The organism is Dyella sp. 2HG41-7 (genome assembly GCF_021390675.1).
Classification (GTDB): Bacteria; Pseudomonadota; Gammaproteobacteria; order Xanthomonadales; family Rhodanobacteraceae; genus Dyella_B.
Genome location: NZ_JAJEJV010000004.1, coordinates 571,197 through 586,334 on the forward strand (window position 1 = coordinate 571,197; position 15,138 = coordinate 586,334).

Genomic DNA, 15,138 nt, shown 5'->3' on the forward strand with positions numbered 1-15,138 from the left:
AGGGCTTTAAGGCTTGCCTAGATGGCGTTTCGGCGCGCGCTAACCGGCGTTCACGCTGCGACGCGGTAAGCTGCCGCAGCTTCCTGCGGCCGTCGCCTTGCTAAGCTTGTACGCAGAGTGAAATGCCGGATGGGCAGATGAAAAGCGAGCAAGTCGAAAGGGCCGAACATTTCTTGCGGGATCTGCAAGACCGCATCTGCAAAGCCGTCGAAGACGTCGATGGTCGAGCGTGTTTTGTCGAAGATGCGTGGACGCGCGCCGCCGGCGGTGGTGGCCGCACGCGCGTGCTGCGTGATGGCGCCGTGTTCGAACAGGGTGGCGTGAATTTCTCGTTGGTCCATGGCGACAAACTGCCGCCCAGCGCCACGGCGCATCGTCCTGAATTGGCCGGCGGCAGTTTTGTCGCAACGGGCGTTTCGCTGGTGCTGCATCCGAATAATCCGTATGTGCCCACCACGCACGCCAACGTCCGCTATTTCGAGGCGAGCAAGCCGGGTGTCGAGCCGGTGTGGTGGTTCGGCGGCGGATTCGATCTCACGCCGTTCTATCCGTTCGACGAGGATGTGCGGCACTGGCATGCGATCGCGCGCGATGCATGCGCGCCGTACGGTTCGGACGTCTATACGCGCTACAAAAAATGGTGCGACGAGTATTTCTATCTCAAGCATCGCGGCGAAACGCGCGGCGTCGGCGGATTGTTCTACGACGACCTCAACGAAGGCGGTTTCGAGCAGTGCTTTGCATTTACACAAGCGGTGGGGCAGGGCTTTCTCGATGCGTATCTGCCGATCGTGGCGCGCCGCAAAGACACGCCTTACGGCGAACGAGAACGCGAGTTTCAGCTTTATCGGCGCGGTCGTTACGTCGAATTCAATCTGGTTTACGACCGCGGCACGCTGTTCGGGTTGCAATCCGGCGGACGTACCGAATCGATCTTGATGAGCCTGCCGCCGCGCGTGCGTTTCGAATACGCCTATCAGCCGGAGGAAGGGTCCCCCGAAGCGCGGCTTGCGGATTACCTCAAGCCGCGCGACTGGGTGTAATGCTTATTCGAGCGGCTGCGAGCCGCTGAAACGCACCGGCGTGGCGCCTTTCACCGGGCCGATCTGCGCCGAGTCGCTGACTTGAAGCACCACTTCGCGGCGGAAATCCAACGTACCGCGCACGACGGCGTGCGGTCCGATCACGACGTGCGGCGGGTGATTGGTATTGTTCCAACCGTGCGTCTCGTGCACGACGATGCCGCCGTCCACTTGCGAATCTTCGCCGACGAAAATGCTGCCGCTGACCGTTTCGATGTTTCCGCCGACGTGCGCGTGTTTGAGTTCGATCGCGCCGTTGACGTTAGTGACGTTACTGGCGACCACTGCGCCCTGGTCCAACGAGACGGCGCCATTGGTGCTTTCCACGGCGCCAGTCACCTTTGCGCCCTGATCGAGCGATACGGAGCCGTTCACCGTGTGCAGGCTGTTTGCCTGCGCGCCCGAGCCCAGTTCGACGGCGCCGTTGACGGTGCTGGCTTCCTGGACAGTGGCGCGGTCGCCAATCGACACCGAGCCGTTTACGGCGCTGACGTTGCCGGCATGTTCGCCCGCATTCACGGATACGGTGCCGTTGATTTTGCTGATGTCCTGGCCCGTGGCGGCCAACGGCAAGATCAGGGCGAGGGTCAGGGACAGGGTGGTGAGGCGCATGTCGGAAGCTCCGTAGGATGGGACGAAAGATAGGATGCGCGCGACGGCCCCGGGGTTTAGCGTGACTTCCGACAGGGTCGGGAATTGACGCGGCTAGGCATGGCCTGCACCATTCCCTACTTATTCCGCTTCACTCGAATCCATCTCATGCACAAGCTCGTTTTGATCCGCCACGGCCAATCGCAGTGGAACCTCGAAAACCGCTTCAGCGGTTGGGCCGACGTCGATATCACCGAACAAGGCGCGGCCGAGGCGCGCGAATCGGGCGAGCTGCTCAAGCAAGCCGGTTATCACTTCGACGTCGCGCACACGTCGGTGCTCAAGCGCGCGGTGCGCACGCTGTGGCACGTGCAGGACGCGATGGATCTGATGTGGATTCCGGTGCTCACCGATTGGCGCCTCAACGAACGTCATTACGGCGCCCTCACCGGCCTCAACAAAGCGGAAACCGCCGCCAAATACGGTGAGGATCAGGTCAAGGTCTGGCGCCGCAGCTACGACATCCCGCCGCCGCCGCTCGAACGCGATGCGAATCCGTCGCTGCACGATCCGCGTTATACGAACCTTGATCCGAAACTGATTCCGGACACCGAGTGCCTGAAAGACACCGTGGCGCGCGTGATGCCTTACTGGAATGAAGTGCTCGCGCCGGCCATTCGCAGCGGCGAGCGCGTACTGCTGGTGGCGCACGGCAACTCGATTCGCGCGCTGGTGAAGTATCTGGATGGCATTTCCGACGACGACATCGTCGAATTGAACATCCCGAACGGCGTGCCGCTCGTGTACGAATTCGACGATCAGCTCAAGCCGATTCGCCACTACTACTTGGGCGACGCGGACGCGATTGCGGCCAAGATGGCGGCGGTGGCGAATCAAGGCAAAGCCAAGTAGCAAGAAAATACGTGGCAGGCGTCAATCGCCTGTCACGAAATGCGCTGCTAATGTGGAAGCGCTCATCAGGGAGGAGCACATTGCATGGCACCCCATTTGACTACGCCGCTGGTGTTGATTCCGTTGATCGCGTTTGCCGTGTGGCGGCGTGTGCGCAGCCAGTTCGGGCTGCAGCCGATCCGGCGCAAAAGAATGATCGCGCGCATCGCCATCTTTGCCGTGCTTGCATGCCTCATCACGCTCTTTGCCATGCACAACGTGCAGCTGTTGGCTGGACTGGCGGGAGGTTTAGTCGCAGGTGCGGCGCTCGGCTTGGTCGGGCTTCGCTTGAGCCGCTTTCAGGTCGATCCGGTGAAAGGGGATTGCTACGTTCCCAATCCCTACGTCGGCGCCATCGTCACCACGGTGTTCCTGGCGCGACTCGTATGGCGTTTCGCCATGGTCGCGCCGCAGATCCAGGATCCGACCGGCGCCACGCCGCCCATCCACGGTCCCGATATCGGCCAGAGTCCGCTGACCCTGGCGGTATTTGGCCTGCTGGTGGGGTACTACATCTGCTACTTCGCGGGCTTGCTGATCCACCATCAGCGCTTGCTGCGCAGCCGGCCCGGTTTGCAGGAATAAGCCCTGGATTACAGGGCGTCGCGATCCAGCTCGCCGGTGCGGATGCGCATCACCTGTTCCAGGTTGCTGACGAAAATTTTGCCGTCGCCGATCTTGCCGGTGCGCGCCGACTGGGAAATGGCCTCTACCACGCGTTCGAGCTGGTCGTCGTCCACGGCCACCTCGACTTTGATCTTGGGCAGAAAATCGACCACGTACTCGGCGCCGCGGTAAAGTTCGGTGTGGCCTTTCTGACGGCCGAACCCCTTCACCTCGGTGACGGTAATGCCTTGCACGCCGACCTCGGCGAGCGCCTCACGGACATCGTCCAGCTTGAACGGCTTGATGACTGCCACAACCAATTTCATGAAATTTCCTCGGCGGATCAACGGGCCCGCTGGTGCGCTGCGGAGCATATACATTCTGCCTCGCAGAAGGCAGCCTGTCCCGCCGTGTAGGAAAATACCTACAAATCTTGATGGAGCATTCCGATGGCGCCGCGTTTTCACTTCTTCATAGACTGTCAGCCGACGAGTTCGAGGTGCCTACCATGATGGGGAGGCAGGATATCGACCAAATTGCCCTACGACTTGTCTCGTTGGTTCCTCCAGGGATGGTAGACGCGCACAAGGATTTGCGCGCCAATTTCAGCGATATCCTGGCGCAGGGACTGCGCCATCTCGAGCTGGTTACCCGTGAGGAGTTCGACGTTCAGGCCCAGGTATTGGCGCGGACCCGCGCCCGGGTCGAGGAACTCGAAAAGCGCGTGGCGGAACTCGAAGCCAGCGTGTCGTCTCGTGGGGCATAGCCAGTTCCGGTAGCCGTCCCCGATTCGTCACCATCACCCCAAGGAATCGGGGACGGCTGTTTTTCCTCTCAAACAGGTTACGGGGTCGCTCGATGGACCGATCAATCAGCGACTTCCTTAGCCGTCGCCGGCGCCACCCATGAGTCTGGCCGTCACGCTAAGCCGTGCCCAGGAAGGGGTTGCCGCACCGCAAGTGATGGTCGAAGTGCACCTTTCCGGTGGCCTGCCCAGCACGCATATCGTTGGCCTGCCCGAAGCTGCTGTCCGCGAAGCGCGCGACCGCGTACGTGTGGCCATTCAAAGCGCTGCTTTCGAATATCCCAACCGCAAGGTGACGGTAAACCTTGCGCCGGCCGAGTTGCCGAAGGATGGCGGACGTTTCGATCTCGCCATCGCCTTGGGCATTCTCGCGGCCGGGAATCAGGTGCCGCGCGAAAAGCTCGACGATTGCGAATTTCTCGGCGAGCTGGCGCTTTCGGGTCAGTTGCGCCCCGTGTCTGGCGTGTTGCCTGCGCTGCTCCGCGCCAGAGCGCGTGGCCGCCGCGTGGTCGTGCCACGCGCAAATGCGGAAGAAGCCGCGCTGATTTCCGAAGTCGATGTTCGGGTCGCCGATACGCTGTCCGATGTCTGCGGCTGGCTGCGCGGCTCGCATGAGCTCACACCGCCGACATCGGTGCTGACCCTGACCGGCGACGATGCAGGTCCCGACCTCATCGATGTACGCGGGCAACTGCAGGCGCGCCGTGCGTTGGAAATCGCTGCGGTCGGCGGTCATCACTTGTTGCTGATGGGGCCGCCAGGTACCGGTAAAACCATGCTGGCGGAACGTTTGCCCGGCATCTTGCCGCCGATGAGCGAATCCGAAGCGCTGGAAACTTGCGCGGTGATGTCGGTGGCGGGTCAAACCGTGGATCCCGCGCAATGGCGTCGCCGTCCCTTTCGCGCGCCGCACCACACTGCTTCGGCGGTGGCGCTGGTCGGTGGCGGTTCGCAACCCAAGCCGGGCGAGATTTCGCTCGCGCACAACGGCGTGCTGTTTCTCGACGAACTTCCCGAGTTCAGTCGGCACGTACTGGAGGTTCTGCGCGAACCCATGGAGTCGGGACAGATTCTGATTTCGCGCGCGGCGCGGCAGCTTCATTTTCCCGCGCAATTCCAACTTATCGCGGCGATGAATCCTTGCCCCTGCGGCTATTCCGGCGATACCCGTCAACGTTGCCGCTGCACGCCCGATCAAGTGCAGCGCTATCGCTCGCGCATTTCCGGGCCGCTGCTCGATCGCATCGACTTGTGCGTGGAAGTGCCGGGTATGCCCTTGAACGAATTGAGCGCGCCGCGTACCACGCGCGACGAAGATTCCGCCACGGTGCGCAAGCGCGTGATGCGCGCCCGTCAGCACGCCTTGGCGCGTGCCGGTCGCCCGAATGCCGAGATCAGCACACGCGAACTCGAACGCGATTGCGCATTAGGTCCGAACGAACGCAAATGGTTCGATGCGGCGTTGGAACGCCTCGGACTTTCCGCGCGCGCCTACCATCGCACCTTGCGTGTCGCGCGCTCGATCGCCGATCTGGATAACGGCGCGGCGGCATTGGATCGCCATCACTTGGCCGAAGCGCTGCAATATCGGCGTCTATCGTTGCTTTCGGACTAAACAATCGCCCCGGCTTGCACCGGGGCGACGTCGTTCCCTGTTACCAAATCACGCCGCCGAAGCGCGATGAAATTGCGCTTCCTCGGTCGATCCCTTCAGCGCCGTCGTCGACGACTGACCCTGTTGGATCGCTTGCGTCACCGCATCGAAATAACCGGTGCCGACTTCGCGCTGATGCTTCACGGCCGTAAATCCACGTTCGGCCGCTTCAAATTCTTTTTCCTGCAGGGCAACGAATGCGCTCATCTGATGTTGCGCATAGCCATGCGCCAATTCGAACATGCTGTAGTTGAGGCTGTGGAAGCCCGCCAGCGTAATAAATTGGAATTTGTAACCCATTGCGCCGAGTTCCTTCTGGAACTTCGCGATGGTCGCGTCGTCCAGATTGCGCTTCCAATTGAAACTCGGTGAGCAGTTGTACGCGAGCATTTTGCCTGGGAATTTCGCGTGGATCGCTTCGGCGAACTGACGTGCTTGCTCCAGATTCGGCTTGCTGGTTTCGCACCAGATCAAATCGGCATACGGCGCGTAGGCGAGGCCGCGGCTGATCGCCTGTTCCAAACCGGGGCGCACGCGGAAGAAACCCTCTACCGTGCGTTCGCTCGTGGTGAAAGGCTTGTCGTTGTCGTCGATGTCGGACGTAATCAAATCCGCCGCATCGGCATCCGTGCGTGCAATCAGCAACGTCGGAACGCCGAGCACATCGGCGGCGAGGCGCGCGGCATTCAACTTCTCCACCGCTTCGCGCGTCGGTACCAACACCTTTCCGCCCATGTGACCGCACTTCTTCACCGAAGCAAGTTGATCTTCGAAGTGCACGCCTGCGGCGCCGGCCTCAATCATCGCCTTCATCAATTCGAATGCGTTGAGCACGCCGCCAAAGCCTGCTTCCGCATCGGCGACAATCGGCACCATCCAGTCGGTATCGTCCTTGCCTTCGGCGTGATGCAATTGATCGGCGCGCAGCAACGTGTTGTTGATGCGCTTGACCACCAGCGGCACGGAGTTGGCGGGATACAGCGATTGATCCGGATACATTTCGCCCGCGATATTGGCATCGGCCGCCACTTGCCAGCCGCTGAGATAAATCGCCTGCAAACCGGCTTTTACCTGCTGCATGGCCTGATTTCCGGTCAGCGCACCGAGCGCATTGACGAACGTGTCTCCATGCAGCGATTTCCACAAGCGTTCCGCGCCGCGTCGTGCGAGCGAATGTTCGATCGCGACGGTGCCGCGCAGGCGCGCGACGTCCTCGGCGGTGTACGCGCGCTGGATACCCCTCCAACGAGGATTGTTCTTCCAGTCCAGCGCAATATGTTCGGCAGTCGGCAGATGGGTTTTCATACTGTGTGCTCCGTAAACGTTTCGATGGCGCGCGATCAGGCGAGCTGTTCGTAAGCGGGAAGGGTGAGGAAGTCGGCGAGTTCGTCGTCGTGCATCAGCGTTGAAAGCAACTGCGCCGCTTCGGCGGCGCGTCGTGCGCCGGGGAACGTGCTTTCCTGCAAACGATGCGTGTGCGCGGCGAGCGCGTGATCGAACAGCGCGAAATCGATCGGCGCGTGATCGGGGAATTCCAGGTCGCCGTGATGCAGCCACTGCCACAGCTGCGAACGCGCGATCTCGGCCGTCGCGGCGTCTTCCATCAGGTTGTGGATCGGTACGCAGCCGAGACCTTCAAGCCATGCCGCGGTGTAACGAAGCGACACTTCCACGTTGTTGTCGAAACCGGCGCGGCTGATCGTGCCACCGCACGGCGCGATCAGCATGTCGCGATCTGCCACGACATCGTCGCGTTTCACGTGCAGCTGGTTCGGCGTCGGCATATGGCGATCGAAAATATCCATCGCCACGGGCACGAGCGCCGGATGCGCCACCCACGTGCCGTCGTGACCGGCCTGCACTTCGCGCAATTTGTCCGCGCGCACTTTCGCCATCGCCTTGTCGTTCGCGTCGTCGTCGCCCTTGATCGGAATCTGCGCCGCCATGCCGCCCATCGCGAACGCGCCGCGGCGATGGCAGGTTTGAATCAGCAGCTCGGAATAGGTTTTGAGGAACGGAACAGTCATCACGACTTGGCTGCGTTCCGGCAGCAAGCGATCGCGATGTCCGCGCATCGTTTTCAGGTACGAAAAGATGTAATCCCAGCGGCCGCAGTTCAGACCGACCGCGCGATCGCGCAACGCGTGCAGAATTTCATGCATCTGGAACACTGCGGGCAGCGTTTCGATCAGTACCGTGGCTTTCATCGTGCCGTGCGGCAGGTCGAGTTCTTCTTCGGCCAAACTCATCACGTCGTTCCACAACGCGGCTTCTTCCATCGCTTCGAGCTTGGGCAGATAGAAATACGGGCCGAGGTCGCGTGCGTGCAGCGCATGGGAGTTGTGGAAAGCGAAGAGGCCGAAATCTACCAGTGCGCCCGCCATCGTTTCGCCGTCCACGCGGAGGTGGCGTTCCGGCAGATGCCAGCCACGCGGACGCACCACCAGCACGGCGGGATTGTCGCCGACGCGGTAGTGCTTGCCCTTGGGCGCGCGGTATTCCAGCGTGCCGGCGACGGCGTCGCGCAGGTTGATCTGGCCGTCGAGCTGATTGGCGAAGCTTGGGGCGGACGAATCCTCGAAATCCGCCATAAACACCTTCGCGCCGGAATTGAGCGCGTTGATGATCATCTTGCGTTCCACCGGGCCGGTGATTTCCACGCAGCGGTCCTGAAGGGCGGTGGGAATCGGGGCTACCGTCCAGTCCGATTCGCGGATGGCCAGCGTGTCCGCCCGGAAATCCGGAAACGCGCCCGCGTCATAGCGAGCCTGGCGCTGACGACGCGCTTCCAGCAGCTGCTGGCGACGAGGTTCGGCAAAGCGGTGCAACCGGGCCAGGAAGGCCAGAGCCTCCGGGGTGAGGATGTCTTCGTAGCCGACGGTTTTTGCCTGAACCTGTACGGGCTGACTAAGGGCGGGCTGGCTGACGATTTTTTCGCTCGGTACTGCCATGTGCTTCTCCACCATGGGTGACGACGGGTCTGGGGGAGAAGCTAGTTATCGAGTCTAGATTTGACAAAACAAATGTTTCAATTTTTACTATTCAAATTGTCAATACATACGCTAAAGTACTGATAGAACTGTCATGCAGAACCCGGCTTGAGGCTGAACATGACGAAAAAGCTACCGCCGAGCCCGCCCAAACGATCAACTCGCAAGAAGAATCCGCCCGCCGACGCGGGGCGCTACTACTACAAGGGCAACCGGCTCAAGCAGATGCGCGCCTTTGTGGCGACGGTAAAGCTGGGTACGCTGAGCCGGGCTGCTGAAGCGTTGTACCTGTCGCAGCCATCGGTCAGCCTCCAGTTGCAGGCGCTTGAGCGCGAGTTGGGGGTGCAACTGCTGCAACGCAGCCGTCGACGCATCAACCTCACCGACGCCGGCGAAGCGCTTTACGAACTGGCGCGCCCGTTGGTGGAAGGTTGGGAGCATCTGGATCGCGACTTCCAAACCAAAATCAAAGGACTGCCATCGGGCAGGCTGACGGTGGCCGCGGGCACATCGACCATCCAGTACTTGCTGCCCGATCTGGTGCGGCGCTATCGGGAAAGTTTCCCCGACGTGCAACTTCAACTGGCCAACGTCACCGGCAAGGACGGCATGGCCTTGTTGCGCGCGGACGAGGCCGATTTTGCGGTCGGCTCCATGCTGGATGTGCCCAACGACATCGCCTGGGCGCCGGTCTATCAGTACGACCCGATGCTGATCATGCCGCTGGATCACCCGCTGGCCGCCAAGGAAAACGTGCTGCTGGACGATCTCTCGCCGTATGGGTTGATTCTTCCTCCGCAGCGTTTGTCCACGTATCGACTGGTGGATCTCGTCTTCCAGCAACGACAAGTGCCGTATCACGTCGCGATTGAAGTCGGTGGCTGGGAGGTGATCAAAGAGTACGTCGCGATGGGTTTGGGCATTTCCATCGTCACGGGCATCTGCATTACCGATGCCGATCGCCAGCGCTTGGCCGTGCGCAATATGCGCCAATACTTTCCGCAACGCAGCTACGGCGTGGTCATGCGCAAAGGCAAATTTCTCACGCAGGAGGCCAGGGCCTTTATCGATTTGATTCGTCCGGGCTTGCTTACGCATCGCGACTACGACGAGTCCGGTCATTCCGAACGCTGATCGACGCCGCGTTAGACTCCAACGGAACATCACCACAAGGCAACCTCATGAACCTTCGCACCGTCGTTATGGCAACCGCCGTGATGGGTTGTTTAGGCAGTTCCTGCTATGCCGCCGATCAAGACGCTCAAGTGCTGGAGCCCGTGCATCGCTTTTTCGACGCATTTGGTAAACAGGATAAAGCCGGCATGCTCGCCGTGGTCGCGCCGAATATCGAAATCACCAGCGTGCAGCAGAACGCCTTGCATCGCGTAAGCATGGACAAGCTGGCGACGAATATCGCCGCGCATAAAGGCGGCGCCATCGCCGAGCATATCTATCAGCCCATCGTGCATGTGGATAACGATCTCGCCGTCGTGTGGGCGCCCTACAAGTTCACCGTGGACGGCAAGGTGCAACACTGCGGCACGGACGTCTTTACGCTCGGAAAAATTGCAGATCGCTGGACGATCATCGGCGTGTCCGACAACGAACGAAAAGGGAATTGCCAGTAACGATTTTCGGTGAAAGTGATGCGCGCGAGCGAATCGCGCGCATCACACTGCGTCAACTGCGCTGCTGCAGGGCAAGCCTTACGCCGAAAGCCACGAAGACCGTTCCGCAAAAGCGATCCATCCATTGCTCGACATTCGGACGCGTTGTCAGCAGCCGAAAAATACGGCCGCCCATCAGCGCAAGCACCGTCGACCACGTAAAACCGATACCGATAAAGCTCAAGCCAAGCAGCGTCAGCCCGAGCTGCGGGTGCTGAGCATGCATGGAGACGAACTGCGGAAGAAACGCGAGAAAGAACAGCGCGACTTTGGGATTGAGCACGTTGGTCAACATGCCTTGCCGGAACGCGGCGGCAAATCCTTTACCCTTCGTCTCCGTCGGCTTGCGCGCGCTTACACGCGAAAACAGCATGCGAAGGCCAATCCACGCGAGATACGCCGCGCCGAGATACTTCAGGACACTGAATGCGATGGCGGAGGCCATCAGAATCGCGGAAATGCCAAGCACGGCGGCCAGCGTGTGCACGATGCAACCCGCATTGATCCCAAGCACCGCCGCCATGCCGACACCGTGTCCTTCGCGCCCGCTGCGCGTAAGGATGTAAAACGTATCGAGTCCCGGCGTGATGCTGAGTGCAATGCATGCAATCAGAAACGCATCGTAATGCTGGATGCCGAACGTGCTCATGCGTCTCTCCGTTGTCAGGCTTCGGTGTTGCGATGCTTGCCGCGATACGGGCGAAACATCGCGCGTATCGTCGCCATATCTGCGTCGTGATCGTCGCTGGCATATATCAGCGAACCCAGCGTAAACGTTTTGCTCGGATAATCGATAAATACCGGCTGGATCGGCACATGCGCCTCATGCGCAATGCGCAAAAAGCCGGATTTCCAATGTTTAACGCGCTTGCGTGTGCCTTCCGGCGTAATGCCCAGCCACATCCGTTCCTGCTCGTTAAAGCGATTCACCATCTGATCGACGACATTCAACGCCGCGCTGCGATTGATCGGAATCAAGCCGACCGGGCGCAGAATGATGCCGAGCGGACCGTCCAGCACTTCGCGCTTGATCATCACGTTGATGTTGATGCCCAAGCCGATCTTCATCATCAGGCCCCACACGCCGTCCCAATACGACGAATGCGGTGCGCCGATAATGATGAGTTTGGGGATGTTCGGCAGCTCGCCGAGCAGGCGCCAGCCGGAAAGGCGCAGCAGGCCACGCATCAACCAGGGCCAGAAGCGATTGTGGAGCGGCGGCGCTTGCGCCGGCGTCGCTGGAAGAATGGGCTCGCTCACTCGTTGCTCCAGGAACGCGACCGATTTTGTTTGACCTTGGCGCGTTGTTGCTTGCCGTCCAGGCGCCGTTGTTGCGAAGCGCGTGTGGGCTTCGTCGCAATGCGTTTCTTGGGCACGACCAACGCACCGTGCAGAATTTCCGTCAGGCGTTCCCGCGCATCTTCGCGATTGCGGCCCTGATCGCGGAACCGTCGCGCCTGGATCACCAGTACACCGTCGTCCGTCAAACGCCGATCCCGTCGCGCGAGCAGACGTTCGCGTACCTCCTCGGGCAATGAGGGCGACTGCAACACATCGAAGCGCAATTCCACCGCGCTTTCGGTGCGATTGACGTGCTGGCCGCCGGGGCCGTCGGCGCGCAGAAAACGCACCACCAACTCGGACTCCGGCAGGGAAATGGAACGGCTTATGATCAACATGTCGCCAGTTTAGCTGGTCGACATGGCATCCATGGTTTCAGTGGTTGGAAGCGTCCAGCCAAAGCGTTCGACCAATGCCTGGAAGGCGGCGTCCAACGGTGCCTCGATCAGCATCGGCCTGCCATCAATCGGATGACGGAAGCTCAGTCGCCAGGCATGCAGCAGCATGCGATGGCAACTGAAATACTGCTTGTAGAGACGATTGTGGTCGCTGCGCCCGTGCTGGCAATCGCCGATCACCGGGTGATGGATATGCGCCATATGCTTGCGGATCTGCCGGAACCGACCCGTTTCCGGCTCCGCCAGCACCAGGGCGTAGCGTTGCTGCGGATAGCGGCCCAAGGCGATGGGCACTTCGACCGTCGCGAGCCGGCGGTATGCGGTGCGCGCATCACGTCGCGGGCCGGTATCGCGCGAGCCGGGCAGCGGATAGTCGACCGCGCCTTCGGTGGGTTCCGGCCAGCCGCGCACGACGGCGAGATATCGCTTGTGCACATCCCGGCCCATAAATTGCTCGCCGAGCGCGGCAGCGACGTCGCTGGAGCGGGCGATCAGCAGCACGCCGCTGGTGGCGCGGTCGAGGCGATGCGCCAGATACACCGTGCCGCCGACTTGTTCGCGCAAGACGTCAATCAAAAACGTATCGGCATTGCCGACCATTTTCGAGCGATGCACGGCAAGACCAGCGGGTTTGTTCACCGCGATCAGCGCGTCGTCCTGGTAGAGAATGTCGAGCATGGTTGTTCGCTTCGTCGGCGCAGCTAGCCGCTACACCGAACAGCCCGTTATCGCCGCATCCAGCCGAACGCAAACGAGAACAAGCCCGCCAGGCCCATGCCAGCCGGCAGCCATGGCCCATGTTGCGAAGCAAAGGCCCACAGCAGCGTTGCGCAAACGATCAGCGTCGTGCCGAGCAAGGTCGCGCCGATCACTTCCAGCATGCGACGCACCATGCGGCGCTGATGCATCAGGTGATCGGCGTCATGCATCAGTTTCTGTTCGCCCGCGGCGACCTGGCGCATCGCATCGCGCACTAGATCGGGCCATTGCGGCGCGTTATGGAACCACTCTGGCAAGCGCTTGCGAATATCGCGCAGCGTGCGCTTGAGGCTGTAACGCTCGTGCAAAATGCGTTTCAGTACAGGATGCGCCACGGCCCAGATATCGATATCCGGATCGAGCATACGGCCCACGCCTTCGATATTGAGCAGCGTCTTTTGCAACAGGATCAACTGCGGCTGCAGCGTCAGCTCAAACTTGCGCGCGGTCTGGAACAGCTTCACCACCAATTCGGCCAGCGAAATTTGCGAAAGCGGGCGCGTGAAGTACGGTTCGCACACGGTGCGCACAGCGGCTTCCAGCTCGTCCAATCGCACGTTCGACGGCATCCAGCCGGCATCCACGTGCAACTTGGCGATGCGCGCGTAATCGCGTTCGAACAGCGCGATAAAGTTCTGCGCCAGCCAATACTGATCCGCTTCGGGCAGCGAGCCCATGATGCCGAAATCCAGCGCGATAAAGCGCGGTTCGGTCGGGCGCATGGGATCGACCCAGATATTGCCCGGATGCGCATCCGCATGGAAAAAATTGTCGCGGAACACCTGCTCGTAAAACAGGCGCACACCTTTGGCTGCAAGCTCCTTGCGATCGATGCCGGCGGCGTCGATCGCCACGATATCGTCGCAACTGACGCCCGTGACGCGTTCCAGCGTCAACACTTTCGCGGTGGTAAGTTCCCAATGCACTTCGGGCACGTAGAGATCGACGCCGCTGATGAAATTGCGGCGTAGCAAGCTCGCATTCGCGCCTTCGCGCTGCAAATCGAGCTCGTTTTCGAGCATTTTCTCGACTTCGCTCACCACTTCGCGCGGGCGAATCTTGTCGGCGTTCGGATGCCAGCGCTGCGCCAGTTGTCCCAGCGAATGCAGCAGACTGATATCGCGCGCGATGCGTTGCGCGATACGCGGACGAAGCACCTTCACCACCACGGCGCGACCATCGTGCAAGGTGGCGGCGTGCACCTGTGCGATCGACGCCGACGCCAACGGCGCGGCATCGAAACTCGCATAGAGCTTGTCAACGGGCAGCTTCAGTTCGCGCTCGACGATGGCGCGCGCTTCATCGCCGGGAAACGGCGGCACCTGATCCTGCAGCAGCGCGAGTTCGTCGGCGATATCGCCGGGAACCAGATCGCGTCGTGTCGACAGCACCTGACCGGCTTTCACGAAGATCGGACCGAGTTCGTTCAACGCAAGACGAATGCGCGCGCCGCGCGAAAGCGGACGCACGTCGATCGGCGGCCGACCCAGCAAGGGACGTACGAATTTCAGCGGCCGGAACAAATGCGTCGCGTCGATCAACTCATCGAGCCGGTAACGCACCAATACGATGGCGACGCGCAGCAGGCCGGGTACCACCTTCAGCGGCGTCACGCGTGCGATCCCCGTTGCAGACGTTCGAGTCGCGCAAGGCGCGCTTCGAGCCGTTCGGTGCGTTCGCGCAAGGCATCCACATCGTCGAGAAAGCCTTCCACCTCGCCGGGCGCCACGGCCATCTGCGCTTCGTCACGCAACCACGCCGCGCTGTCTTGCGTCAGATGCGAGGCGGTTTCGCGCGCATGCGCAAAACCTTCGCCAATGGCCTTGGCCATCGGCACACCCAGCACATCGCCGAAAGTGCGTGTGAACACTTCTTCGAAATCCGGCGCGAAACCACTGGCCAGTTTTTCCAGGCGGCGCGCCAGTTCGGCGTCGCCCGCAATCTCTACCTTGCCGGGCGCAAGGCTTTCGTTGTTCCTGCGAAACAGCATCGACAACAGGCTGCCGGGCGTGGCCGCGACGCGCAGATCGCTGCTGTCCGGGGCCGGCCCGACCTTCAAGCGGTCGCGCTCGACGGTGATGGCAAGCGCCATCTCCACGCCGCGCAAATGCACTTGCACGCTGCGGCCATCCAGCGCAGGAAGCTTCGCCTGGGTGTCCGGGTCGAGCGACAACGCGTGATTCAGCGCGGTTTCCAGCGCGCGACCCGCCAGTTTGTGCAGCGGACGAGGAAGCAATGGGGGCGAAGGGGCGACAGTCATGCCGGAATTGTAGCCGGCTAGGCGTCGCCCTTGC

At 61.2% G+C, this 15,138-nt stretch carries 17 protein-coding genes; 7 read left to right on the forward strand and 10 right to left on the reverse strand.

Features of this window, described 5'->3' with window-relative positions:
* Nucleotides 1-137 precede the first annotated feature (137 nt).
* The gene (gene hemF, locus L0U79_RS03995; RefSeq protein WP_233840592.1) at nucleotides 138-1,043 is read left to right on the forward strand and encodes an oxygen-dependent coproporphyrinogen oxidase; all 906 of its coding nucleotides are present in this window, start codon (nucleotides 138-140) and stop codon (nucleotides 1,041-1,043) included.
* Nucleotides 1,044-1,046: 3 nt separating this feature from the next.
* Here hemF and L0U79_RS04000 read toward each other — a convergent pair whose 3' ends face one another.
* Nucleotides 1,047-1,694: a hypothetical protein gene (locus tag L0U79_RS04000; protein WP_233840593.1), complete on the reverse strand. Its 648-nt coding sequence runs from the start codon at nucleotides 1,692-1,694 to the stop codon at nucleotides 1,047-1,049.
* A 147-nt stretch (nucleotides 1,695-1,841) separates the two neighbouring features.
* On the opposite strand from L0U79_RS04000, the gene gpmA reads away from it, so the two are divergent.
* Nucleotides 1,842-2,585, forward strand: coding sequence for a 2,3-diphosphoglycerate-dependent phosphoglycerate mutase (gpmA, locus tag L0U79_RS04005; protein ID WP_233840594.1), 744 nt, complete (start codon nucleotides 1,842-1,844; stop codon nucleotides 2,583-2,585).
* Nucleotides 2,586-2,669: 84 nt separating this feature from the next.
* On the forward strand, nucleotides 2,670-3,209 hold the full coding sequence (locus L0U79_RS04010) for a DUF1453 domain-containing protein (RefSeq protein WP_233840595.1): 540 nt from the start codon (nucleotides 2,670-2,672) through the stop codon (nucleotides 3,207-3,209).
* Between the two features lie 8 nt (nucleotides 3,210-3,217).
* Here L0U79_RS04010 and glnK read toward each other — a convergent pair whose 3' ends face one another.
* Nucleotides 3,218-3,556: a P-II family nitrogen regulator gene (gene glnK, locus L0U79_RS04015; protein ID WP_233840596.1), complete on the reverse strand. Its 339-nt coding sequence runs from the start codon at nucleotides 3,554-3,556 to the stop codon at nucleotides 3,218-3,220.
* A 110-nt stretch (nucleotides 3,557-3,666) separates the two neighbouring features.
* Between glnK and L0U79_RS04020 the strand changes: the two genes are divergently transcribed.
* A complete protein-coding gene (locus L0U79_RS04020) occupies nucleotides 3,667-3,996 on the forward strand; it encodes an accessory factor UbiK family protein (RefSeq protein WP_345778416.1) in 330 nt (109 codons plus the stop codon).
* A gap of 139 nt (nucleotides 3,997-4,135) precedes the next feature.
* Nucleotides 4,136-5,650, forward strand: a complete 1,515-nt coding sequence (locus tag L0U79_RS04025) for a YifB family Mg chelatase-like AAA ATPase (protein WP_233840597.1) — start codon at nucleotides 4,136-4,138, stop codon at nucleotides 5,648-5,650.
* A gap of 48 nt (nucleotides 5,651-5,698) precedes the next feature.
* Here the strand turns inward: L0U79_RS04025 and aceA are convergent, their stop codons facing one another.
* Both aceA and aceB read right to left on the reverse strand, forming a co-directional pair.
* Complete coding sequence (aceA, locus tag L0U79_RS04030) at nucleotides 5,699-6,994, reverse strand: isocitrate lyase (protein ID WP_233840598.1); 1,296 nt, start codon at nucleotides 6,992-6,994, stop codon at nucleotides 5,699-5,701.
* 35 nt (nucleotides 6,995-7,029) lie between these two features.
* Nucleotides 7,030-8,640, reverse strand: coding sequence for a malate synthase A (gene aceB / locus L0U79_RS04035; protein ID WP_233840599.1), 1,611 nt, complete (start codon nucleotides 8,638-8,640; stop codon nucleotides 7,030-7,032).
* A 264-nt stretch (nucleotides 8,641-8,904) separates the two neighbouring features.
* Between aceB and L0U79_RS04040 the strand changes: the two genes are divergently transcribed.
* Both L0U79_RS04040 and L0U79_RS04045 read left to right on the forward strand, forming a co-directional pair.
* On the forward strand, nucleotides 8,905-9,813 hold the full coding sequence (locus L0U79_RS04040) for a LysR family transcriptional regulator (RefSeq protein WP_233843828.1): 909 nt from the start codon (nucleotides 8,905-8,907) through the stop codon (nucleotides 9,811-9,813).
* A gap of 47 nt (nucleotides 9,814-9,860) precedes the next feature.
* Nucleotides 9,861-10,307, forward strand: a complete 447-nt coding sequence (locus L0U79_RS04045) for a nuclear transport factor 2 family protein (protein ID WP_233840600.1) — start codon at nucleotides 9,861-9,863, stop codon at nucleotides 10,305-10,307.
* Between the two features lie 52 nt (nucleotides 10,308-10,359).
* Here L0U79_RS04045 and L0U79_RS04050 read toward each other — a convergent pair whose 3' ends face one another.
* Genes L0U79_RS04050 through L0U79_RS04075 form a run of 6 tightly spaced genes read right to left on the reverse strand, consistent with a single transcriptional unit; the run spans nucleotide 10,360 to nucleotide 15,104 of the window.
* Nucleotides 10,360-10,995, reverse strand: coding sequence for a LysE family translocator (locus L0U79_RS04050; RefSeq protein WP_233840601.1), 636 nt, complete (start codon nucleotides 10,993-10,995; stop codon nucleotides 10,360-10,362).
* A 14-nt stretch (nucleotides 10,996-11,009) separates the two neighbouring features.
* Nucleotides 11,010-11,606 (reverse strand): 1-acyl-sn-glycerol-3-phosphate acyltransferase, encoded by a 597-nt coding sequence (locus L0U79_RS04055; protein WP_233840602.1) that lies wholly within the window; start codon nucleotides 11,604-11,606, stop codon nucleotides 11,010-11,012.
* Nucleotides 11,603-12,025, reverse strand: a complete 423-nt coding sequence (gene arfB, locus L0U79_RS04060; RefSeq protein WP_233840603.1) for an alternative ribosome rescue aminoacyl-tRNA hydrolase ArfB — start codon at nucleotides 12,023-12,025, stop codon at nucleotides 11,603-11,605. The genes L0U79_RS04055 and arfB overlap by 4 nt, the downstream gene beginning before the upstream one ends.
* A 9-nt stretch (nucleotides 12,026-12,034) precedes the next feature.
* Nucleotides 12,035-12,763, reverse strand: coding sequence for a pseudouridine synthase (locus L0U79_RS04065; RefSeq protein ID WP_233840604.1), 729 nt, complete (start codon nucleotides 12,761-12,763; stop codon nucleotides 12,035-12,037).
* 47 nt (nucleotides 12,764-12,810) lie between these two features.
* Nucleotides 12,811-14,457: a ubiquinone biosynthesis regulatory protein kinase UbiB gene (gene ubiB, locus L0U79_RS04070; RefSeq protein ID WP_233840605.1), complete on the reverse strand. Its 1,647-nt coding sequence runs from the start codon at nucleotides 14,455-14,457 to the stop codon at nucleotides 12,811-12,813.
* Entirely contained in the window at nucleotides 14,454-15,104 is a 651-nt protein-coding gene (locus tag L0U79_RS04075) for an SCP2 sterol-binding domain-containing protein (RefSeq protein WP_233840606.1), read from the reverse strand. Before L0U79_RS04075 ends, ubiB begins: the two co-directional genes overlap by 4 nt.
* Nucleotides 15,105-15,138: the final 34 nt, after the last annotated feature.

Bases quoted from the DNA above. Each gene is read 5' to 3' on its own strand.
- hemF (WP_233840592.1), top strand. From the start codon at position 138: ATGAAAAGCGAGCAAGTCGAAAGGGCCGAACATTTCTTGCGGGATCTG.
- L0U79_RS04000 (WP_233840593.1), bottom strand. From the start codon at position 1,694: ATGCGCCTCACCACCCTGTCCCTGACCCTCGCCCTGATCTTGCCGTTG.
- gpmA (WP_233840594.1), top strand. From the start codon at position 1,842: ATGCACAAGCTCGTTTTGATCCGCCACGGCCAATCGCAGTGGAACCTC.
- L0U79_RS04010 (WP_233840595.1), top strand. From the start codon at position 2,670: ATGGCACCCCATTTGACTACGCCGCTGGTGTTGATTCCGTTGATCGCG.
- glnK (WP_233840596.1), bottom strand. From the start codon at position 3,556: ATGAAATTGGTTGTGGCAGTCATCAAGCCGTTCAAGCTGGACGATGTC.
- L0U79_RS04020 (WP_345778416.1), top strand. From the start codon at position 3,667: ATGGAGCATTCCGATGGCGCCGCGTTTTCACTTCTTCATAGACTGTCA.
- L0U79_RS04025 (WP_233840597.1), top strand. From the start codon at position 4,136: ATGAGTCTGGCCGTCACGCTAAGCCGTGCCCAGGAAGGGGTTGCCGCA.
- aceA (WP_233840598.1), bottom strand. From the start codon at position 6,994: ATGAAAACCCATCTGCCGACTGCCGAACATATTGCGCTGGACTGGAAG.
- aceB (WP_233840599.1), bottom strand. From the start codon at position 8,640: ATGGCAGTACCGAGCGAAAAAATCGTCAGCCAGCCCGCCCTTAGTCAG.
- L0U79_RS04040 (WP_233843828.1), top strand. From the start codon at position 8,905: ATGCGCGCCTTTGTGGCGACGGTAAAGCTGGGTACGCTGAGCCGGGCT.
- L0U79_RS04045 (WP_233840600.1), top strand. From the start codon at position 9,861: ATGAACCTTCGCACCGTCGTTATGGCAACCGCCGTGATGGGTTGTTTA.
- L0U79_RS04050 (WP_233840601.1), bottom strand. From the start codon at position 10,995: ATGAGCACGTTCGGCATCCAGCATTACGATGCGTTTCTGATTGCATGC.
- arfB (WP_233840603.1), bottom strand. From the start codon at position 12,025: ATGTTGATCATAAGCCGTTCCATTTCCCTGCCGGAGTCCGAGTTGGTG.
- L0U79_RS04065 (WP_233840604.1), bottom strand. From the start codon at position 12,763: ATGCTCGACATTCTCTACCAGGACGACGCGCTGATCGCGGTGAACAAA.
- L0U79_RS04075 (WP_233840606.1), bottom strand. From the start codon at position 15,104: ATGACTGTCGCCCCTTCGCCCCCATTGCTTCCTCGTCCGCTGCACAAA.